This is a genomic window from Streptomyces sp. NPDC029138, from assembly GCF_055564375.1.
The window spans coordinates 14981-36005 of sequence record NZ_JBVHWM010000087.1 but is presented as its reverse complement, the minus strand read 5'-3'; the positions used below and the strand labels follow the sequence as shown (position 1 = coordinate 36005).

The following is a 21025-nucleotide window of genomic DNA, read 5'->3' as shown; positions in this document are numbered from 1 at the left end:
CTAGCAGGTTGCGCCCCCCGCCCCCCCCCCCCCCCCCCCTCCTCCCCCCCTCCCCCCCCCCCCCCCCCCCCCCCCCCCCCCCCCCCCCCCCCCCCCCCCCCCCCCCCCCCCCCCCCCCCCCAGCGCAACCGCTCCGGCGCACGGCGAGAGACGTGCCGGCACAGGCAAGCCGGTGCCCGCGACACGGTGACGAGAGTGCGCTCGGGAACAGGCGGACGACAGTCTCCCCCGTTGTGGTTCCCGCGGTCGTGCAAGAGGGCCGCCGGCCCCCGGCCCGGCATGACTGTCCCCCCTGCCGAACGAATGACAATGCCGTTGCGCTGAACCGCTCCTATGCGGTGGGGCGTCGTCGACCCCGGGGTCTGAGGCAGGGTACGTGGCGTTGGATCGTTTCGGACGGGCTGTAGAAGACCGCGAAGCCACTGGTCCCGCCGTCGAGAGTGCGGCCTCAGGGCTGCGGAGCGCACGACGCCCCCTGCTAAGACGCTGTTCGCGGCCATCATCCGCGTCCTGGTCAGCGGTTGTGCCGGGCGCCACGTACCGCCCTGCTTCGGCACTTCGAAGTCGACCGCCCACCGTCGGCTCCCCTCCGCTCGAGAGCTCGTCGGCGTCACTGTCGGCAACATCCTCGACGGCGAAGGGCTGCGGCCCATGGGCGAGGGTCACCAAACGAGACACGACCCTCACCGCGGCCGCCACTTCAAGCCCCGGCACCTCCACAGCCGATGCGGCGGGCCCGGTGCGACGTGTCTCACCATCCCGGGCGCCCCACCCATCAGACAGATCTGTCTAGTATGGACTCGGTTCGTTTTCCAGACCGAGAGTGAGAGTCATGAGAAGCACGACGCCGCGACCCGCCACCGAGGGCACCTCGGTGCGTCGGTCTCCCGCGCACAGAGCCCCGCGACGCTGGGGACTCGGGCCCATCGCCTCCCTCGGGCTGCTGGCCTCGATCCTCGTATCCCTGCTGGCCTCGTCCAGCGCGCCGACCCCCCTCTACGCGATCTACCAGGCGCGCTGGGGGTTCTCGCCGATCACCGTCACCGTCGTCTTCGGTGTGTACGCGGTGGCCGTGCTGGTCGCGCTCCTGGTCTTCGGGAAGATCTCCGACCACGTGGGCCGGCGGCCGGTACTGTTCGTGGCCCTGCTCGCGCAGACAGCGGCCATGGTGGTGTTCATCACCGCCGGTGGCGTGGACGCGCTGCTGGCCGCCCGCGTCGTCCAGGGACTGAGCACCGGGGCGGCGGTCGGTGCGCTCGGTGCCGGAATGCTCGACCTCGACGCGCGCAGGGGCGGTTTCCTCAACTCCTTCGCGCCCACGATCGGGACCGCGAGCGGCGCCCTGGTCTCCGGGCTGATCGTGCAGTACCTGCCGGCCCCGACCCACCTCGTCTACTACGTGCTTCTCGGCGTGTTCGCCCTTCAGGCGCTGGCCGTGACGGGCTTGAAGGAGACGGTCAGCCGCGAGCCGGGCGCGCTGGCCAGCATGGCCCCCGAGTTCAAGCTGCCCAGGTCCGCCCGCGCGTCGGTGGCGATCGCCGCGCCGGTGATGTTCGCGGTGTGGGCACTGACCGGCCTGTACGGCGCGCTGGGTCCGGCTCTCGCCCGGACTCTGGTGCACTCCACCTCCGTGGTGTGGGGAGGGCTGCCCCTGTTCGTACTCGCCGGCTCCGCCGGTACGGCCGTCGTCCTGATGCGCAACGCGGCGACCCGGAACGTCATGCTGATCGGCATCGGCTCGCTGGTCGTCGGCGTGGCGGTCACCCTGGTGTCCATCGGCTCGGGCGCCGGCGGCACCTCCGCCGTGATCGGCTTCTTCATCGGCGGCGCGATATCCGGCTTCGGCTTCGGCAGCGGGTTCCAGGGGGGCATCAGGCTGGTCGTGCCGCGGGTGAAGCCGCACGAACGAGCCGGGGTGCTGTCCCTTCTCTACGTCGTGTGCTACGTGGGGCTGGGTGTGCCGGCGGTGATCGGCGGCGTCCTGGTCGTGCATGGCGGCGGGCTGGTGCAGACGGCCAGGGAGTACGGCATCGCCGTCATCGTGCTGGCGCTCGCGGCGCTGACCGGCCTGGTGCTCAACGGCCGCCGGGCGGAGCACGTGGCAGTCGTCCGACCGGAAACCGGCTCCGCTCCCGAGCCCGCGCGCCTCGCGGAAACCACGTCACAGTCGTGAGGCAGGCATCGCGCTAGAATAGACAGGTCTGTCTGAGAGGGTGGTGGTCATGGCGGCCAGGACCGCGACGAAGCTGTCCGCGCGTGAGCGCTTGCTTGAGGCGGCTGACGACCTGTTCTACCAGCAGGGGGTGCAAACCGTCGGCATCGACCGTGTCATCGAGCACGCCGGAGTGGCGAAGGCGTCCCTCTACAACACCTTCGGGAGCAAGGAAGGGCTTGTCTGCGCCTACCTGGAGCTGCGTTTCGAGCGCATGAAGAACCGGATCACCCGTACCCTGACGCGCTTCCGCACCCCCCGTGAGCAGATACTCGGCGTCTTCGACGCGCTGGGCGAGGCGTTCACCGACTCCGGGTACAACGGGTGCGCGTTCGTCCGGGCCAGCGCCGAAACAGCCGAGGACAGTGCCATCCGCCACGCCGCCGAGACCTATCGGTCCTGGGTGCGTGAGCTGTTCACCGAACTGGCCGCCACGTGCGGGTACGCCGAGCCGGAGGAGCTGGCCCGACAGCTCCACCTGCTCTACGACGGTGCGGGTCAGGCCGCGCGGATGGATCGTGATCCCTCCGCCGCCACGACCGCCCGCGGTGCGGCGGCGGCCCTGCTCGACGCGGCGCCGATCGCTCGCTGAGGTCGCGCTACCCGCTGTTCTTCAACGCCTGCACGAGGTCCTGGGCCGTGGTGATGCTGTGGGCGAACGTCGGCCCGTTCAGCTCATGGGCGGCGTGCATCATCTCGGGTTTGAAGGCGGCGGTGGCGTCACGGACGAGGGTCACGTGGTAGCCCAGTTCCATGGCGAATCGGCCGGTGGATTCGATGCAGGTGTTGGCGAGCAGCCCGATGATGATGACGTGCGTGATGTCGTGCTGCTTGAGCTGGAAGTCCAGGTCGGTGTTGGCGAAGCCGCTCTGGGCCCAGTGCTCCTTGATGACCACGTCCGTGTCGGCGGGCTGGAAGTCGGGGTGGAACTCGCCGCCCCACGTGCCGTAGGCGAAGGTGTGCCTCTTGCGGACCCCCTGCTGGGTGGGGTTGGGGTGGGCCCAGTCGTCGTAGTCCCCTTCCCGCCAGCGACGGTGGGGGACGAAGAAGACACGGACATCGCTCTCGCGTCCTGCTGCGACGACGGCGCGCAGGTTGTCCAGCAGACCCACCTCCAGAGCGACATGCCTGACCGCGGGCCAAACCTTGCCCCCCTCGGAGAGAAAGTCGTTGTACGGGTCGACCAGACAGATCGCCGTGCGCTTGAGATCGTAGGTTTCAGTCATGGCACTCCTCAGGGGTGGTCACACTCGCTCCCAGGTCAGGACACCTGTGCGTTGCTTCCCCCAGATACGGACCGGTGTGGCCGGCGCCAGTTGCAGCACCTTCCCGTCCAGCTTCGCCACCCGCAGCTGCGCCTCACCCATCCAGTTCGGGAACAGGCTGAGCACGACCTGGTGGATGACGGTGCCGCTGTCAGGGACGTCGAAGGAACCGGCGTAGGCCAGGTAGTTCCGGGCCGCCTCGGCCAGTTCCTCGGGCCGGCCGTCCTCGAGGCGGGACTCGTCGAACGGGGGCCTGTCGGGCCTGGTGATCTGCGCGGACATGTAACCGTCGGCCGTGTACATGATCATGCCTACGGGCTGCTCGCCGAAGGGATGGACGACCGACCCGTCGTCCACGCTCCGGGCCTCGTACGAGGCGAGCCGCCATGTTCCCACCAGGGCGTCGCGCAGTTCAGCGGGCGTCATGGCACGTCCGCCTCACCGTTCACAGCACCTTCTCGATGGTGATGGGCAAGGAACGGATGCGGCGGCCCGTGGCGTGGAACACCGCGTTGGCGACCGCCGGGGCGATGCCGACCAGTCCGATCTCGCCGATGCCCTTGGTACCGATCGGGTTGGCGGGATCCGGCGAGCCGACGAAGGCGACCTGCATCTGGGGGACGTCCGCGTTGACGGGAACGAGGTAGTCGCCGAGGGTGGCGTTGGCGATGCGCCCGGACGGAACGTCGCTCACTGTCTCCTCGAACAGGGCCATGCCGATGCCGCCGACGGTACCGCCGACGATCTGGCTCACCGACGTCTTCTCGTTCAGGATGCGGCCGCCGTCGATGACCGAGACCGCACGGGCCACACGCAGTCGCCCGAGATCGCGGTCCACGTGCACCTCGACGTACTTGGCCCCGAACGCCCCCGCCGGTGCCATGCCGAGTTCCTTCGCCTGCGCGGGGATGCTCTCGCCCTCCGCGGTCAGCTCCGCCAGGCCGTGCCGCGCGAGGATGTCCGCGTACGACTCTCCGCGGGACGGATCGTCGCGTCGCCGGACGACCCCGGCTTCGACCACCACGTCGTCGACCGAGCACCCGTGCAACGGCGAGTCCCCGTCCGCGGCCAGCAGCGCGAGGAAGTCGCCGATGAGCCGGCGGCACGCCTCGTACACGGCACTGCCGACCGAGCTCGTCAGCCCTGAGCCACCTGTCTGCGGGGCGCGGGGCATGGACGAGTCACCCAGGCCGAACGTGACCTGGCCGACGTCCAGGCCCAACAGCTCGGCCGACAACTGGCAGAAGACGGTGTACGCGCCGTTCCCGATCTCGGTACCGGCACTGCACACATACGCGGTCCCGTCCCGTCGCACCGTCGCACGAGCCCCGCAGCGCGCCCGGAACCATGGATACGCGACGCCCGCCAGGCCGTAGCCGACCAGCACGTCGCCCTCACGCATGGAGCCCGGTTCGTGGGTGCGCCGTGACCAGCCGAAGAGTTCAGCACCGTGCAGGAGGCACTCCTTCATGGCGCGGCTGCTCCAGGGCAGGTTCAGCTGCGGATGGATGGTGGCGTCGTTGCGCAGACGCAGGTCCAGCGGGTCCATGCCGAGTGCGTACGCGAGTTCGTCCATCGCGCATTCCAGCGCGTAGTTCCCGGTCGCCGTTCCCGGGCCCCTCATGGAGTTGGGTACCGGGATGTTCAGCCGGGCCTGCGTGTCCCGTGTCGAGGCGTTCGGGCAGGCGTACGCGGCGGCGGACACGGAGGCCGTGGGCTCGAAGTTGTCGTCGTCGATCGCCGTGGCGGTCAGCGCCTCGTGCTGGATGGCGACGAGGTCCCCGTCCCGGGTCGCGCCGAGACGGACCCGCTGCCGTCCCTTGGGCCGGTGGCCGGCGGCCCAGAACATCTGCGGGCGGGTGAGGACCAGCTTGACCGGCCGGCCCGTCCTGCGGGCGGCGAGTGACGCCAGGACGACGTGTGGCCAGACCCGGAGTCCCGCGCCGAAACCACCGCCGACGTAGGGTGCCGACACGTTGACGCGGTCCTCGGGGATGTCGAAGGCCGCGGCCAGGGAGGTCTGTTCCAGCGAAGCCCACTGGGTCGAGTTGTTGACCAGCAGGGTGTCCCCTTCCCACCGGGCCACGGTGGTCAGGAGCCCCATCGGGTTGTTCGTGTTGTCCGACGTGAGATAGGTCTGGTCGATCACCACGTCGGCGGAGGCCAGCGCTTGGGAGACGTCGCCTCGGTCCGCGTCCCGGCCCCAGGGGTTCCTTCTCAGTTCCGCGCGGGGGTCGTCCACCTCCAGGATGGTTTCCGCCGGCGCGTAGTCCACCCGGACCAGGCGGGCCGCCTGCGTGGCCTGCTCGAAGGTCTCCGCCACGACCACGGCCACGTGCTGGCCGTGGTGGAATATGACGTCGCTCTGCAAGGGGGCGGGCGGCGAGACGCCCAGGGGTGTCAGCGGGGCACGCTTCAACTCACCCGCGTTCAGATGCGTGATGACGCAGATGACCCCAGGCGCCTGCTCGGCTTCCGCGGTGTCCAGGCCGGTGATCCGGCCGGCGCCCACGGTGCTGCCCAGCAGGACGGCGTGGGCCATGTCGGGGTAGGAGACGTCGTTGGGGTAGGGGGCCCGGCCCGACACTTTCAAGTGCCCCTCGACGCGGTCACGACCGCTGCCGAGGACCGGGGAGCGGGAAAGTGTCGTCATGAGCTGACTCCTGTGACAGTCCGCAGCGTGCGCATCAGGGTGCGCTGCGCGAGCAGCACCTTGAAGGCGTTCTGCGGTCGTGGCTCGGCCCCGGCCAGCGCCGCCCGGGCCGCGGCCTGGAACACCTCGGGGCCGGCGGTGGCTCCGGTCAGCGTCTCCTCCGCTTCGAGCGCTCGCCAGGGGACCGTCGCCACTCCGCCCAGGGCCACCCGTGCCGACCTGATGACTGCGCCGTCCAGCACCACGGCCACTGCCGCCGAGGCGAGCGCGAACTCGTAGCTCATACGGTCGCGCACCTTGAGGTAGTCGGAACGAGCCCCCTGGGGCAGGAGCGGCACCTCGATCGTCGTGATGAGTTCCCCGGGCCGCAGGACGTTCTCCAGGTGCGGGGTGTCTCCCGGGGTCCGGTAGAAGCCGGTGAGCGGAATCGTGCGGCTGCCGTCGCTGTGGCTGACGTGGACGACCGCGTCCATGGCGATCAGCGCGACCGCGAGGTCCGAGGCGTGGGTCGCGATGCAGTGCTCGCTCGTGCCCAGGACGGCGCTCGTCCGGTGAAAACCGTTGATCGCCGCACACCCCGTCCCCGGCATCCGCTTGTTGCACGTCGTGACCGTGTCGTCCCGGAAGTACCGGCAGCGGGTCCGTTGCAGGAGGTTTCCGCCGATGGTCGCCATGTTGCGCAGCTGGACCGAGGCGCTGCGCAACAGCGCCTCCCGCACGAAGGGCAGGCGCTGCACGACCACGGGATGGGCCGCCAGTTCTTCCATCGTGGTCAGAGAACCGATGAACAACGTGTCGCCCAGCCGCTCGATGTCGTGGAGGGGAAGGCGGGTGATGTCGATCAGACGACCGGGGCGCAGCACACCGTCCTTCATCAGATCCAGCTGGGTCGTCCCACCGGCCAGGTAAGCGGCGGTACTGTCGGCTTCCGCTTCGGCCAGTGCCGTGGAGACGTCGTCGACCCGCGTGAATTCAAATGGCTGAACCATGGTCACCAGCCGTTTCCTGGATGGCGGCGACGATGTTCTGGTACGCGCCGCAGCGGCAGATGTTCCCGCTCATGTACTCACGGATTTCCTCGGGAGACCCCGTCCTGCCCTCAGCGATCAGTGCGAGAGCGGACATGATCTGCCCAGGTGTGCAATAGCCGCACTGGAAACCGTCGTGACTGAGGAACGCGGACTGTACGGGATGCAGCGACTCCCCGTCCCCGATTCCCTCGATGGTGGTGACGTCGCGGTCCTCACACTGTGCCGCGAGCGTCAGGCACGAAAGGACGCGCTTGCCGTTCGCGTGGACGGTGCACGCGCCGCAGGTGCCCGCGTCACACCCCTTCTTGGTGCCGGTGAGGCCCAGTATGTCTCGCAGGGCGTCGAGCAGGGTCGTACGCAGATCGATGCGCACTGCGTGCGCCTGCCCGTTCACCCGCAGTGTGAACTCCGTGTACCGGACGGCCTCCGCGTCCAGTGGCTCCGCTCGAGAGGTCATGGCGTCCCCGCCTCTTGTCCGCCTGCGATGTCCACGCCGGGAAAAGGACCGACTTCGGCCCTCGGCGTGCTGAGCGGCCACGAGGGCCGCGTTCACCGGTGCGCCGAGCCTCGAAAGTTCACTACACCATACGAGTGGGTGACCACTTCCGCATCCGATGGCCGCGGCCCTGGACATGATGGCAGGGAGTGGCCGTCCTCTCGACGGTCTGACCTGTGGCGTCGGCGGCAGTACGGGGCGCTGTCGGCGGGCGGAAACCGGTGTGCTGTCCCGGACGCCGGCGGATGGCCGTGCCACCCCGCGGGGCATCGCGGGTGTGGGGCGCGTGGGCTCGGCTGAGACACGTGTCGGCCGGCGGGCCGGCTCGCGGGGACACCTGCCCGGGAGTGGCTGCGGACGGAGGGCGACGCCGGCATCCCGGTCGGCGGGGAGCCGGACCGGCAGCGAGCGACGCCGGAAGTGCCGCCTCCCACGGCGCGCCCGCCCGGATCGGCCGGCTTCGCGCCGATCACGGCTGCGCCCGCGTCGGGTGCCGCCGTCCTCGTCCGGGTCGGAAACGCCCGGCGGAAGGTCCGACATGGCGGCCCCCGTGGACACATGCCCGTAGGGGCACCCGGATGCGCGGTCCCGCCCGCGAGCGGGCCGGCGCCGCGGACCCGGGCCGGAGCGCGCTCTCGCCCGTCCGCACCGGCCCTGACGGGCTCCTGCGCGGGCTCACGCGGCCACGGGGACGCGGCCCGCCGGAGGACGGGCGGCGCCGGGCCGTGAGCCGTTCCCCGGTGGAGATCCGCTCAGCGGCCGTCCTCCAGCTTCTGCAGCAGGCGAGCGGTCTTCCGGACCCTGTCGGACCACGGTGTGGGCGACAGGGTGGTGGGGTCGAGCCGGACGGCGGTGCGGCTGCCGTACGCGTAGGTCGTCTCGCCGTCCGCGGAGCACACCCGGTAGCCCGCGGTCGCCGACGTGGCGCCCATGCGTTCGATCCATAGGTGCACGGCGTACTCGCCGAACGTCATGATGGGCCGGTTGTAGGTGATGGTGAACGCCTTCACGACGTTGAAGCTGTCTCCCTCGGGGCCTTTCTCGCTGATCAGACCGTGCTTCCGCCAGAAGGCCACCCATGCCCGCTCGACCAGCGCCTGGTAACGGGTGTTGTGCAGCATCCCCATCGGGTCCAGGTCGTCGAAGTGAACGCTCAGCGGTATAAGGACGCCCGTGCCGGCGGTCGGCATGCCGACCGCTGGAGCGGTCTCCGTCATCACTATCTCCTCTGCTGTGTGCAGCACATGATCCAGTACTTCAGCGAACGGGCATGTCCCGTGGACGGGTTGACACGTGTGATGCGCGACACCGACACGTGTTCGGTGGTCCGGGGTCCGTCAGCCCCTCGCCGTGACCGTCCGCGGTCCGCCCGCGATCGACCCCGTCGACGGGTCGTCGTCGTCAGGGTGTGTTGAGCCTGGACGGCCGTTCCGCTTCCGCCCCGCGCGCATGAGGGGACGGCGGAAGCCCTTTCGTACCGGACAACTAAGCGACCCGCGGCAAAGGTTAACAGCCCCTGCCCAGCGGAACCGCCCGGGCACACGGCGGGGCCGGGCATGGTGAGCCGGGCCGCTTGATGCGCGGGTCCCGGCGGGGCGCCGTGCCCGACCCTCCCCCCGCCCTACCGCCGGTCGCCGGTACCGACGCCGGTGGTGTCCCGCGTACGCTCGGTGACCGTTTCGGTGGCCGCCGCGGGGCCGTGGGCCCGGTGCCGGACGGGCAAGGAGTGCCAGGCCAGGACGATCGTCCCGAGCAGCAGCAGGAGGAGAGGGGCGCGGGGCGCGGGGCACGCGGGAGCGGAGGTCCGGTCCCGCGTGCCCGCTTGCGCGACTCCCGGGAAGGAACTCGCGGCGCTCGTGGTCAGGCCAGCCTGTGCCAGGTGAGTTCGGCCGTACGGTCCGCACCCCAGAGCCTGGTGGGAGTGGCGACGGCGAGCCGGAGGAACGAGCCGGCGAAGCGGACCTTCCGTACCTGGGACCGTCCGATCCAGTTCGGGAAGAGGCTGGTGGTGACGTGGTGCTCCACGGTGGTGGGATTCACGACCTCGAACGGCCCGCCGTAGGAGACGTAGCCGGCCGCCGCCCGGGCCAGTTCGTCGGCCTCCGCGTCCTCGAGGCGCGCCGACCTCAGGGGCGGGCGGTCGCCGCGCCCCAGCTGGGCGGACATGTAGCCCTGCGGGGTGTAGACGATCAGGCCGTACGGAGCGGGTCCGAGGGGATGGATGACCTCTCCGTCGGGGCTGCCTGCGGTGTACGACACGAGCTGCCAGGCGCCGAGCAGTCTCCGGCGCACCTCGTCGCGGGCCTCGCGCTCGTCGTCCGCGGCGGCTTGGTCGGTGACGGTCACGGAAGGGCTCCTTAACCTTGTGTGGAAAGCTTCGTCCGGAGCGAACGGGCCCCGTCCGGTGGGCGGACGGGGCGGCAGGGACGGTTCAGTCCCGGGTGAGTTCGCCGTCGACGACCCGCCACAGGTGCAGCGGGTTCGCCTCGCGCAGCGGCTGGGGCAGCAGGTCGTCCGGGAAGTTCTGGTAGGTGACCGGCCGTACGAACCGCTCGATCGCGCCCATGCCCACGGAGGTGAAGCGGCTGTCGGAGGTGGCCGGGAACGGGCCTCCGTGGGTGGTGGCGTAGGTGACCTCCTGCGGGATCGAGAAGGCGTTGAACACGATGCGGCCCGTGCGGCGCTCAAGGACCGGCAGGAGCTGCTCGGCGGTGGCGCGGTCGCCGGCCTCGGCGTGCAGGGTGGCCGAGAGCTGTCCGCGGAAGGCGCGGGCCGCCTCCAGCAGCTGTTCCGGGCCGGTCAGCCGTACCAGCAGGAGGGCGGGGCCGAAGACCTCCTCGCGCAGGGCCGGCTCGGCCAGGAACCGCTCCCCGCTGACCTCGTACAGCTGGGACTGGCCGTCCCACGCGCCGTCCGGGGCCGGTCCCGCGGCGATCCGGGTGGCGCCCTCGTCCTCCAGACGCCGCGCGTTGCGGGTGTAGGCGTCGTGGATGCCGGGCGTGAGCATGGTCCGCGCGGCCACCTTCTCCACCTCGGCGGTCGCCGCGTCCCGCAGTTCCTGGAAGCCCGGTCCGTCGACGGCGAGGAGGACGGCGGGCTTCAGGCAGGCCTGTCCGACGTTGTACATGGCGCGCTGGACCAGGCCGCCGCCGATCTCCGCTCCGCGCGCCGCCAGAGCGGCGGGCAGGACGAACGTCGGGTTGACGCTGGTCATCTCGGTGAACACCGGGATGGGGTCGGGACGCCGCTGGGCCCGGCGGTAGAGGGCCATGCCGCCGGTCTCGGAGCCAGTGAAGGTGACCGCCCGGACCAGGGGGTGGTCCACGAGTGCCTCGCCGATCTCGTTGCCCGCGCCCCGGACGAGGGAGAAGACGCCCTCGTGGAGTCCCGCCTCGGCGACGGCCTCCTGGATGACCCGGCCCTCGATCTCGGAGGCACCTGGATGCGCGTTGTGCGCCTTGACGACGACGGGGCAACCGGCCGCCAGGGCCGAGGCCGTGTCGCCGCCGGCGACCGAGTAGGAGATCGGGAAGTTGCTGGCGCCGAAGACGACCACCGGGCCGAGAGCCACCTTCTGCAACCGGTGGTCGAGGCGCGGTGCGGGCTGCCGGTCCGGCTGCGCGGGGTCGATGGTGGCCTGGAGGAAACGGCCCTGGCGGACGACGGTGGCGAACTTGCGGAACACGCCGGCGGTCCGTACGGCCTCGCCCTCGAACTGGGCGGCCGGCAGACCGGTCTCCAGGGCGAGGCGTGCGGCGAGTTCGTCCTTGACCGCCTCCAGCTTGTCCGCGACGAGGTCGAGGAACGCGGCGCGTTCGGCGAGCCCGGTGTGGCTGTAGCTGTCGAACGCCTCGTCGGCCAGGCGGACCGCGCGGTCGACCTCGGCCGGGCCGCCGAAGGCGAACTCGGGCTCGACGAGTTCTCCGGTGGCGGGGTTGAGGGCCTTCATGGCTCCCGCGGTCGCGGGCACCTGCGAGGCTCCGATCAGCAGGTCTCCGGTGAGGGTCATGCGCGTGCTCCCTTGAAGGCGGTGGTCAGCTCGTCGGTGGTGGTGATGGCGTGGGCGTAGGTGGGGCCGTTCAGCTCGTGCGCGGCGTGCATCATCTCGGGCAGGAACGCCGCGGTGGCGTCACGCACCAGCGTCACGTGGTAGCCGAGTTCCATGGCGAAGCGGCCGGTCGACTCGATGCAGGTGTTCGCCAGCAGGCCCACGAGCACGACGTGGGTGATGCCGTGCTGCTTGAGCTGGAAGTCCAGGTCCGTGTTGGCGAACCCGCTCTGCGCCCAGTGCTCCTGGACGACGACCTCGCCCGGCTGCGGCTGGAAGTCGGGGTGGAACTCGCCGCCCCAGGTTCCGCGGGCGAAGCTGTGGCGCTCCATGATGCCGAGCTGGGTGGGGTTGGGGTGGTCCCACGTCTCGTAGTCCCCCGGCTCCCAGCGGCGGTGCGGGACGAACACCACCCGGACGCCGTTCTCGCGGGCCGAGGCGACCACGGAGCGCAGGTGGTCCAGCAGTCCCACCTCCCGCGCCATGGGTTCCAGGCGCGGCCAGATCTTGCCGCCCTCGGAGAGGAAGTCGTTGAAGGGGTCGACCAGCAGGACGGCCGTGCGACGGGGGTCGTAGGTCAGGGTCATCGGTTCGGCTCCAATCTGGATGACAGTCAACATCCTGAATTCAGATTACGTCCGTCATCCAGAAAGTCAAACGACGACGTCGGCCGTCCCGTTTTGACAGTGAGGGGTGTATGATGTACATCATCCAGACGCGCGGTGGTCCCACCGCGTCGCTCCAGGAAAGGCAGGGTCGGATGGGCCACTCACAGGCGGAGAAGGCGGCGACCCGTGAACGGGTGCTGCGGATCACCTCACGCAAGATCCGCACCGAAGGCGTCACCCGCCCCGGGATCGCGGAGCTCATGAACGAGGCCGGGCTGACGCACGGTGGTTTCTACAAACACTTCCGGTCGCGGGACGACCTGATCACCCAGGCCGCGGCCTTCGCCCTGGCGGAGGGCACCGCGAAGATGGAGCGGTCCGCGCGGAAGAACGAGGAGGATCCGCGAGCCGGCCTGATCGACGCCTACCTCGCGAAGCAGCACCGGGACACACCGGCCACCGGTTGCGCGCTGGTCTCCCTCGGTGCCGCCGCCGCGCGCGGCGACGACCGCTTCAAGGAGGCGTACGAGAAGCAGGTCCGCACCTACCTGGACCTGATCGCCGGCCTGGACGACGATGCCGACGACGACGCCGACGCCCGGGCGGAGGCGATGGTCACCCTCAGCGCCCTCGTCGGCGCGGTGCTCATGGCCCGGGCCGTGGAGGACCAGGAGTTCTCCGACGAACTGCTGGAAACGGTCACCGCCCGGCTGTCGCGACACGTATCACGGGACACGTCTTCGGCCGCCTGATACGTGTTCAGGCCGGGCGGCGCCGGCGCGGCCGGCCGCACGGCCCCGCTCGGCCGGCGAGTGAGCGAGGCGCGACGACGGCTGACGGGCACCGTCAATCGGCGGTGCTGCCCAGCAGTTTGCGCGTCATCGGAAGCGCCAGGGTCCTGCTCTTGAGCGCCGACGTCGCCCTGTTGCCGAGTACGAGGACGTCGCGGCCGAGCGCCGGGAGAAGGGTGGTGCCTCCTTCGGGTCCGAAGGGCACCGAGAAGATCCTCACCGGAGCGGGCTTGTACGGGCGCGGCCGGCCCCCGTGCCTGCCGTGGTCGAGGTACGTGCGGATGTTGTGCGCCGCGGCCTCCCCCTGCGCGACCGCTGAAGGGCTGAGCTTGGCCTCGGACACGTCGTTGACGTCACCGACCGCGAAGACGTCCCGCTGTCCCAGCACCCTCAGGTGTGTGTCCACCTTGACATGACCGCTCTCGTCGAGCCATGTGCCGAGTCCCGCCAGGCGGAGCCACAGGGTGTTGGGAGTGGTGCCCGTCGTCCAGAACACGACGTCGGCGGCGAGGGGGCTGCCCGCCTGGTCGCGCAGCCGGGCGCCGACGCCGCCGGCGGAGGTGACGAAGGTGTTGAGCCGGACCCTCACGTCGTGCCGCTCCAGCCACGCCCGCGCCTGACGGCCCATCCGGCCGGTGCCGTGGTGGTTGAGCAGGCCGGGGCCGCGGTGCGCGAGGGTCACCTGGGCCGCCGGATTGGCCCGCCGCAGTTCCGCCGCAAGTTCCACCCCGGAGGGACCGCCCCCGATCACCAGGATGCTCCGGGCCTCGGCGACCCGGCGCTGGTGGCTCCGGAAGGACGCCGCCGCCTCCTCGACGGTGCTGCCGGTGAAGCGAGCCGGTTCCTGGTAGTCGGCGCCTGTCGCTATCACCAGGACGTCGTACGGCACACGGTGTCCGGTGGCGAGGACCACCTCACGCTCCGCGGTCGCTATGCCGACGGCCTTGTTCCGCACGACACGGCCGTTGGCCAGGAGTGAGTCGTACGGGATGAAGGGGGCGTACGTCCATTCCTCGTCGGTGCCGGCCCGGAGCGAGGCGACGCGGTGGAAGAACGCCTCCTTGAGGTCGATCAGCGTGACGTCGGCGTCCGCGTCGAGTTCGCGCGCCAGGCGTACTCCCGCGTACCCCCCGCCGATGATGACGACCCGTCGCTGGGGCGTGACTATGGCCATGTTCAACTCGTTTCTCCGCACTCGTGCCGAGTGTCTTCGACAGGCAACCGGTGCCGCCCGGGCAGGGCCCACCTCTCGTTCAACGCCCGGAGAGAGGTGCCGGGTTCAGAGAGCACCCTTTGACGTGCGAAACCTCTCCTTGTAGGCGCTTGTGTGAAGATGTCGCGTGCTCGGCCGTACGCCCTGGACTTCCGGCGGAGTCGCGCCCGCCCCCTCAGCCTCTAATTGACATGTCAATCACATGGATGGATACTTGATGCGTCAAGAAAAAGCCGGACGGTCGGACAGCCGGGGCCGGCAGAGGAGAGAACCATGACGGCCACGCCCTTCGATGTCGGGCTCAACTCCTTCGGTGATGTCGCGACGGACGACGGCCGTGTTCTCGACGACGCCGAGACGGTTCGGCTGCTGGTCGAGGAGGCCGCGCTCGCCGAGGCCTCCGGTGTCGACGTGTTCAGCGTCGGCGAGCACTACCGTGCGGGCCACGTCGACAGCGCCACACCGGTCCTGCTCGCCGCCATGGCGACAGCCACGGAGCACATCCGCCTCGGCACGTCGGTGACCGTGCTCAGCACCAACGATCCCGTGCGGCTCTACCAGGAGTTCTCGACCCTGGACGCGGTGTCCGGCGGCCGGGCGCAGCTGGTCCTGGGACGCGCGTCCGCCACGGAGTCCTTCCCGCTGTTCGGCTATGACATCGCCGACTACGAGCAGCTCTTCGAGGAGAAGCTGGAGCTGTTCACGCGGTTGCAGCGGGAGGAGACGGTGACGTGGTCCGGCGCGTTCCGGTCCCCGCTCACCGAGCAGCGGCTCACTCCCCGGATGCGGCCCGGCGGAATTCCCACCTGGATCGGTGTGGGCGGCAGCCCCCACTCCGTGCTGCGCGCCGCACGCTACGGCCTGCCCCTGATGCTGGCCGTCATCGGCGGGCGTCCGCAGCGCTTCGCCCGCCACGTCGATCTCTACCACCGGGCACTCCAGCAGTCCGGGCACGGCCCGCAGCCGGTCGGCCAGCACTCCCTGGGCCTCGTCGCCGACACCGACGAGGAGGCGGTCGAGACCTGGTGGCGGTACTGGAAGCCGGTCGTGACCGCACTGGCCGAGGAACGCGGGTTCTACGCCCCGACCCGTGCACGCTACGAGGCGGAGCTCGCCGGCGGCGCGCTCTACGTCGGGTCCCCGGAAACCGTCGCCCGCAAGATCGCTCGTACGGCCCGTGATCTGCGCCTCAGCCGCTTCGACCTCAAATACGACATCATGCACCTGCCCCGGCAGGCCCGCACCCGCACGATCGAGCTGATGGGCCGCGAAGTCGCCCCACGCGTGCGGGAACTGCTCAGTGAGGAGCCCACCCGTGTCTGATCTGGTTTTCGGCCTGGACACGTTCGGTGACGTGCCGGTGGACGATTCCGGTGCTCAGGTCTCGTACGCCAGGGCGATCCGGCAGGTCGTCGACGAAGCCGTACTCGCGGACGGGATCGGCGTCGACGTCCTCGCGCTCGGCGAGCATCACCGCGCCGAGTACGCGGTGTCGAGCCCGGAGACCGTGCTCGCCGGCATCGCCACCCGCACCCGGCGCATCCGCCTGTCCTCCGGCGTGACGGTGCTCAGCTCGGACGACCCGGTCCGGGTGTTCCAGCGCTTCGCCACGGTCGACGCGCTCTCCGGCGGCCGGGCCGAGGTCATTCTCGGCCGCGGCTCCTTCACGGAGTCGTTCCCCCTGTTCGGTTACGACCTCGCCGACTACGACAAGCTGTTCGAGGAGAAGATCGACCTCTTCGTGCGGCTGCTCCAGGAGAAGCCCGTCACGTGGCGGGGCACCGTGCGGGCTCCGCTGGAGAACGCCGAGGTCTATCCCCCGACCGAGTCCGGCCACCTGACCACGTGGGTCGGTGTCGGTGGCTCACCCCAGTCGGTCATGCGCACCGCGCACTACGGGCTTCCGCTGATGCTCGCCGTCATCGGCGGCTCCCCCGAGCGCTTCGCCCGCTACATCGACCTGTACCGGCGCGCCGCGGCCCAGTTCGGCACCACTCCCCACCCGGTGGGCATGCACTCCCCCGGTTTCGTCGCCGACACCGATGAGGAAGCCCGGGAGGTGTTCTGGGAGCCGTACCGGGAGATCCGCGACCGCATCGGCGCACTGCGCGGCTGGCCACCGCTGCGCCGCGAGGAGTACCAGGCCGAGATCGAGCACGGCTCCCTCTACGTCGGCTCGCCTGAGACGGTCGCGCGCAGGATCGCGCGGGCCGTCCGCACACTCGGCGTCGGCCGGTTCGACCTCATCTACACGGCGGGCCCGCAACCGGTCAGCGCCCGCCTTCGCGCGGTCGAGCTGTACGGCACCAAGGTGATCCCCCTGGTCCGCGACATGCTGGCCGGCTGACGAGAAGGACTCGAAGGAAGACGCGAAGGAGCGCCATGAACATCGCGGACGTCCGTACGATCGGCATCCTGGGCGCCGGAAAGGTGGGAACCGTACTGGCCCGGCTCGCGGTGGCGGCCGGCTACCGCGTGCTGATCGCGGGGTCGGGCGAGGCCGACGCCATCGCTCTCACCGTGGAGATCCTCGCCCCCGGCGCGGTCGCGGTCACCGCGGAGGAGGCCGCGGCCCGGGCCGACGTGGCGATCCTGGCCCTCCCCCTGGGCAAGTACCGCGACGTCCCGGTGGAGGCGCTGCGCGGCAGACTCGTCGTCGACGCCATGAACTACTGGTGGGAAGTCGACGGGATACGCGACGACTTCACCGACCCGCGCACGTCCACCAGCGAACTGGTCCAGGCGTTCCTGCCGGGCTCCCGCGTGGTCAAGGCGTTCAACCACATGGGCTACCACGACCTCGAGGACGAGGCCCGGCCCGCCGGGGCGGCCGACCGCAAGGCGATCGCCCTCGCCGGTGACGACCCCGACGACAGGGCCACGGTCGCGCACCTCGTCCACGCCCTCGGCTTCGACCCCGTCATCGCCGGCCCGCTCGCCGCCGGCATACGGCTCCAGCCGGGCACCGAACCCTTCGGCGCCGACGTGGACGCCGAGGAACTGCGCGCCATGCTCGACCGCTTCCCCGCGTCGGAGCTGGGCCGCGCCGTCATGGAGGCTCGCTGAAGCGGGCGGGCCGACGAGGACCACACTGCCGAAGCTACCGCCGCCGATCCCCCGCTCGGTGATCCAGTCTCGGGACGACGCCGTCCCACCACGGCCGACGGCTCGCGCGGAACCTCCCGGCCGCCGAATAATTGCTTATCACCGGAATACGGCAGAACACCTCTCGACGACCGGTCGATGACAGTCGATGACCAGCATCTCGCTGGAGGGAGCCGTCTCGTGACGAGCAGCGGTGCAGCACCGGATCAGCGGCGGCGGAACGGGCCCGCGGACATGCGCGGAACGGATCTCGGCCATACCCTCCACCACGCCACCGGTGCGGCCAGGCACCGGTTGAACGCCGTGTCGGCGGGTGTCTACCTGCTGGACGAGCGCCGCGGCGAACTCCGCCTCGCATTGGCCGACGGAAGTCCGCCGTCTCTGTTCACGCTGCCGGGGCGGATGGGGCTGGATGCGCCCGCCGCGACGGTGCGCGCTGTCCTGACGGGGGAAACGGCCGTACTGCTGGACCCTGATCCCGCCGACCCGGGCCAGGAACAGCGTCTGCCGTATCCCTACGTCGCCGTGGCGGCCCCGGTCATCGCGGGCAACCGGCGCTTCGGCGCCCTGACCGTGCTGCGGCTGGAGACGGACGGCGCATTCACGGCTGCCGAGCGCGCGGAGCTGCGGGGTCTCGCGGACCGGCTGGCCGTGGCACTGGCCGGGCTGGCCGACAACGGCGTGGCCGTGGCGGCCGGTCCGATGCCGATGCTGGTGCCACCGGGACGTGACGACCCTCATGCACCTGTGTGCGTACCGGGCTGGGGGCTGGGTGACATCCCGGGCTCCGCGGGCACGAGCATGATGTTCCCGCTGCGCCGCCTGGCGGAGCTGCTCAACCGGGCCACGACCATCGAAGAGGTGGTGCAGGCCGCCCGGTACTGCGTCATGGACCCGTTGCGCGCCCGCGCGCTGGCGCTGGTGTCGGCCCTCGAGGGCCGGCTGTGGGTCCTAGGGCACAGCGGTGCCTCCTCCGGCATGGCCCGCGCTCTGCACGGTGCCGGGACGGACGACCGGACACCGGCGGCGGAGGCGTTCCGCGGACGCCCGGTGTTCCTGACCGGGCACTCGCACACGGCTTCCTTCTCGGCCGGCGAGCCGCGAGCCGAGCTGTACCTGCCGCTCACCGGCGACCGGCAGTTCATGGACCTGCCGCTCGGCGGCAGCGGGCGCGTGGTCGCGGTGTGCTGCCTGGAGTTCTCCGGGCCGCGCGGCTTCCCGCCCGAGGAGAGGGCCCTTCTCGGCATGATGGCGGGGCTGCTGGGAGCGGCGGTGCGCCGGGTCGAGCTGAGCGCGCAGCAGCGGGCGATGAGCGAATGCCTCCAGCGTTTCCTCCTGCCGTCCCTGCTCCCGGATCTGCCGCGGCTGGTGACCGCGGCGCGGTACCGGCCCGCCGGCGTCACCACCAGGGTGGGGGGTGACTGGTACGACGTGATCACGCTGCCCGGGGACCGGGCGGTGCTGGTCGTCGGCGACGTCGAGGGACACTCCGTGGAGAGCACCGCCGTCATGGGGCAGATACGCACCGCGGTGGCCTCCTACGCCGCCGAGGGCCACCGTCCCGCCAGGGTGATCGACCGGACCGGCAGGCTCCTGGCCGCAATGGGCACCGACCTCACCGCGACCTGCTGCGTCGTCTCGCTGGACACGCTGGACGGCACCGCCGAGGTGGCCCTCTCCGGGCATCCCCCGCCCCTGGTACGACGGCCGGACGGGAGCATCGGCGTCCTGACCGCTCCGGCCAACCTGCCCCTGGGTGTCCCCACGGCGGAGGCCTGCCAGGGGAGCGAACACCGTCTTGAGTGCGGTTCGGTCCTGATGCTGTACACGGACGGCCTCGTCGGCTGGGACACGCCCGATCCGCAGGCGCGTCTGCACACGCTGCTCGGCACCGGGAGCGACGGGTCCGCACCCGATCTCGAACAGCTGGCCGACCTGTTCGTCGAGGACGGCTCCACGCCACAGCAGCGCCGCGACGACGCCGTCCTGCTGCTGGCGCTGTACGGCGGGGCGGTGGGGCAGGAGGAACCGCGGGTGGGGAGCCTGCACATCCAGCGCCGTGATCTGCTCGGGGTCCGGGCGGCCCGCACGTTCGTCCAGGACCAGCTGGGCTCGTGGGGGCTGCGGGAGATGGCGGAGCCCCTGGAGCTGGTCGTCTCCGAGATCGTCACCAATGCGCTCATCCACGCCGGCAGTGACGTGGACGTGCGGCTGCGCGCCTTCGACGACCACCTCCGACTGGAGGTACGCGACTCCGACAGCAACCCGCCGATACCCTCGTCGCTGTCCCTCGGCGAGGAGGAGAACGCGGAAGCGGAACACGGCCGGGGTCTGCTGATCGTGGAGGCGCTCGCCGACACGTGGAACAGCTCCCCGAACGGACAGGGCAAGACGGTGTCCCTGACACTGCCCATCCCCGGGCGGTGAGCGGCGGCGGTGCGCGCGGGGGCCTGAGCCGGTGGCCGCCGGTGTACGGCCGGACCGGCGGAGCCGCGCGGCGGGGAGGCCGAGAGAACGGGGGCGGGCGGGACGACGAGGTTGCGCCGGCCGGGCTCGCGTCCGTCCTGGCGTCGCGCCGGTCGCCGCGGCGGCATCGGGTGGCCGAACCGCGGGCGCAGGGCCGGTACGGTCCCGAGCTGCGCGAGGTCTCCCCTCCTTCGTCGGCCTCGGCCGGATGCCGGTGCCCTAGTCCTGCTGGCCGGCCGCCTCAGCCGCGCGTTCGGGGCCCCGGCCTGCTGATGTGCGCCGTCCTGCTGGTGCCGGCCGCACGGTGGGAAGTTCAGTAGACCGATTGACTAGTAGTCGACCGGTCTACTAACGTCAGGCACAGAAATCCGAACCCCACCTCACCCCAAGAGATGATCATGAGCACTCAGAAGGTCGCAGTCGTCACCGGTGCCTCGCAGGGCCTCGGCGCGAGCATCGTCGACGCCTACCGCAAGCACGGCTACGCCGTCGTCGCCACGTCCCGCACCATCGCCCCGTCCGGTGACCCGGACCTGCTCACCGTGCAGGGCGACATCGCCGACCCCGCCACCGCCGAGCGCGTCATCGCCCAGGGCCTGGAGCGGTTCGGGCGCGTCGACAGCCTGGTCAACAACGCGGGCATCTTCGTCGCCAAGCCCTTCACCGAGTACACCCTGGACGACTACGCGGCCGTGACCGGCGTGAACCTCAGCGGCTTCTTCCGCATCACGCAGCTGGCCATCGAGCAGATGCTCGGCCAGGGCGGCGGTCACGTCGTCACCATCACCACCAGCCTGGTCGACAGCCCGGACATGCGCCTGCCCTCCGCCATGGCCTCGCTGACCAAGGGCGGGCTCCAGTCCGTCACCAAGTCCCTGGCGATCGAGTACGCCACCCGCGGCATCCGCGTGAACGCCGTCTCGCCCGGCACCATCAAGACCCCCATGCACCCGGAGGAGGCCCACGCGGCCCTCGGCGACCTGCACCCGATGCGGCGGATGGGCGAACAGAGCGACATCGCGGACGCGGTGCTGTACCTGGAGAACGCCCCGTTCGTCACCGGCGAGATCCTGCACGTCGACGGCGGCATGAGCGCGGGGCACTGAGCACGCGCGCCGCAGCAGGCCGCAGGTGTGC

At 70.8% G+C, this 21025-nt stretch carries 18 protein-coding genes and 1 pseudogene; 9 read left to right on the top strand and 10 right to left on the bottom strand.

Features of this window, described 5'->3' with window-relative positions; translation table 11 throughout:
- Positions 1-422: 422 nt before the first annotated feature.
- The 3 genes and pseudogenes from ACZ4WH_RS39700 to ACZ4WH_RS39690 all read left to right on the top strand — a co-directional run.
- Positions 423-723 (top strand): annotated as a pseudogene (locus ACZ4WH_RS39700) (hypothetical protein); the annotation flags it as partial.
- 109 nt (positions 724-832) lie between these two features.
- Complete coding sequence (locus tag ACZ4WH_RS39695) at positions 833-2173, top strand: MFS transporter (RefSeq protein ID WP_468190159.1); 1341 nt, start codon at positions 833-835, stop codon at positions 2171-2173.
- A 49-nt stretch (positions 2174-2222) separates the two neighbouring features.
- Positions 2223-2804 carry a TetR/AcrR family transcriptional regulator gene (locus ACZ4WH_RS39690; protein ID WP_468190157.1) on the top strand — a complete coding sequence of 194 codons (582 nt, stop codon included), beginning with the start codon at positions 2223-2225 and terminating at the stop codon, positions 2802-2804.
- A 7-nt stretch (positions 2805-2811) separates the two neighbouring features.
- On the opposite strand, the gene ACZ4WH_RS39685 is transcribed toward ACZ4WH_RS39690, so the two are convergent.
- The 9 genes from ACZ4WH_RS39685 to ACZ4WH_RS39645 all read right to left on the bottom strand — a co-directional run bounded on the left by ACZ4WH_RS39685 (position 2812) and on the right by ACZ4WH_RS39645 (position 12292).
- Positions 2812-3438, bottom strand: a complete 627-nt coding sequence (locus tag ACZ4WH_RS39685) for a cysteine hydrolase family protein (protein WP_468190155.1) — start codon at positions 3436-3438, stop codon at positions 2812-2814.
- A gap of 18 nt (positions 3439-3456) precedes the next feature.
- Positions 3457-3903 carry a lipocalin-like domain-containing protein gene (locus tag ACZ4WH_RS39680; protein WP_468190153.1) on the bottom strand — a complete coding sequence of 149 codons (447 nt, stop codon included), beginning with the start codon at positions 3901-3903 and terminating at the stop codon, positions 3457-3459.
- A 19-nt stretch (positions 3904-3922) separates the two neighbouring features.
- Positions 3923-6130 (bottom strand): xanthine dehydrogenase family protein molybdopterin-binding subunit, encoded by a 2208-nt coding sequence (locus tag ACZ4WH_RS39675; protein WP_468190152.1) that lies wholly within the window; start codon positions 6128-6130, stop codon positions 3923-3925.
- Positions 6127-7119 (bottom strand): FAD binding domain-containing protein, encoded by a 993-nt coding sequence (locus ACZ4WH_RS39670; protein ID WP_468190163.1) that lies wholly within the window; start codon positions 7117-7119, stop codon positions 6127-6129. Before ACZ4WH_RS39670 ends, ACZ4WH_RS39675 begins: the two co-directional genes overlap by 4 nt.
- Positions 7103-7618, bottom strand: coding sequence for a (2Fe-2S)-binding protein (locus tag ACZ4WH_RS39665; protein WP_468190150.1), 516 nt, complete (start codon positions 7616-7618; stop codon positions 7103-7105). The genes ACZ4WH_RS39670 and ACZ4WH_RS39665 overlap by 17 nt, the downstream gene beginning before the upstream one ends.
- Positions 7619-8409: 791 nt before the next feature.
- On the bottom strand, positions 8410-8874 hold the full coding sequence (locus ACZ4WH_RS39660) for an acyl-CoA thioesterase (RefSeq protein WP_468190148.1): 465 nt from the start codon (positions 8872-8874) through the stop codon (positions 8410-8412).
- Between the two features lie 643 nt (positions 8875-9517).
- Entirely contained in the window at positions 9518-10003 is a 486-nt protein-coding gene (locus ACZ4WH_RS39655) for a lipocalin-like domain-containing protein (protein WP_468190146.1), read from the bottom strand.
- An 85-nt stretch (positions 10004-10088) separates the two neighbouring features.
- Positions 10089-11666: an aldehyde dehydrogenase (NADP(+)) gene (locus tag ACZ4WH_RS39650; protein ID WP_468190144.1), complete on the bottom strand. Its 1578-nt coding sequence runs from the start codon at positions 11664-11666 to the stop codon at positions 10089-10091.
- Entirely contained in the window at positions 11663-12292 is a 630-nt protein-coding gene (locus tag ACZ4WH_RS39645; protein WP_468190142.1) for a cysteine hydrolase family protein, read from the bottom strand. The genes ACZ4WH_RS39650 and ACZ4WH_RS39645 overlap by 4 nt, the downstream gene beginning before the upstream one ends.
- Positions 12293-12402: 110 nt before the next feature.
- Between ACZ4WH_RS39645 and ACZ4WH_RS39640 the strand changes: the two genes are divergently transcribed.
- On the top strand, positions 12403-13065 hold the full coding sequence (locus ACZ4WH_RS39640) for a TetR/AcrR family transcriptional regulator (protein ID WP_468190140.1): 663 nt from the start codon (positions 12403-12405) through the stop codon (positions 13063-13065).
- Between the two features lie 94 nt (positions 13066-13159).
- On the opposite strand, the gene ACZ4WH_RS39635 is transcribed toward ACZ4WH_RS39640, so the two are convergent.
- Entirely contained in the window at positions 13160-14278 is a 1119-nt protein-coding gene (locus ACZ4WH_RS39635; protein WP_468190138.1) for an NAD(P)/FAD-dependent oxidoreductase, read from the bottom strand.
- Between the two features lie 312 nt (positions 14279-14590).
- Here ACZ4WH_RS39635 and ACZ4WH_RS39630 point away from each other — a divergent pair, with 312 nt between their 5' ends.
- The 5 genes from ACZ4WH_RS39630 (at position 14591) to ACZ4WH_RS39610 (ending at position 20994) form a co-directional block, all read left to right on the top strand.
- Positions 14591-15640: an LLM class flavin-dependent oxidoreductase gene (locus ACZ4WH_RS39630; protein ID WP_468190136.1), complete on the top strand. Its 1050-nt coding sequence runs from the start codon at positions 14591-14593 to the stop codon at positions 15638-15640.
- On the top strand, positions 15633-16664 hold the full coding sequence (locus ACZ4WH_RS39625) for an LLM class flavin-dependent oxidoreductase (RefSeq protein ID WP_468190134.1): 1032 nt from the start codon (positions 15633-15635) through the stop codon (positions 16662-16664). The genes ACZ4WH_RS39630 and ACZ4WH_RS39625 overlap by 8 nt, the downstream gene beginning before the upstream one ends.
- Before the next feature lie 35 nt (positions 16665-16699).
- Positions 16700-17383, top strand: coding sequence for an NADPH-dependent F420 reductase (locus ACZ4WH_RS39620; protein ID WP_468190132.1), 684 nt, complete (start codon positions 16700-16702; stop codon positions 17381-17383).
- 273 nt (positions 17384-17656) lie between these two features.
- Entirely contained in the window at positions 17657-19849 is a 2193-nt protein-coding gene (locus tag ACZ4WH_RS39615) for a SpoIIE family protein phosphatase (RefSeq protein ID WP_468190130.1), read from the top strand.
- 431 nt (positions 19850-20280) lie between these two features.
- Positions 20281-20994, top strand: coding sequence for an SDR family NAD(P)-dependent oxidoreductase (locus tag ACZ4WH_RS39610; protein WP_468190128.1), 714 nt, complete (start codon positions 20281-20283; stop codon positions 20992-20994).
- Positions 20995-21025 lie beyond the last annotated feature (31 nt).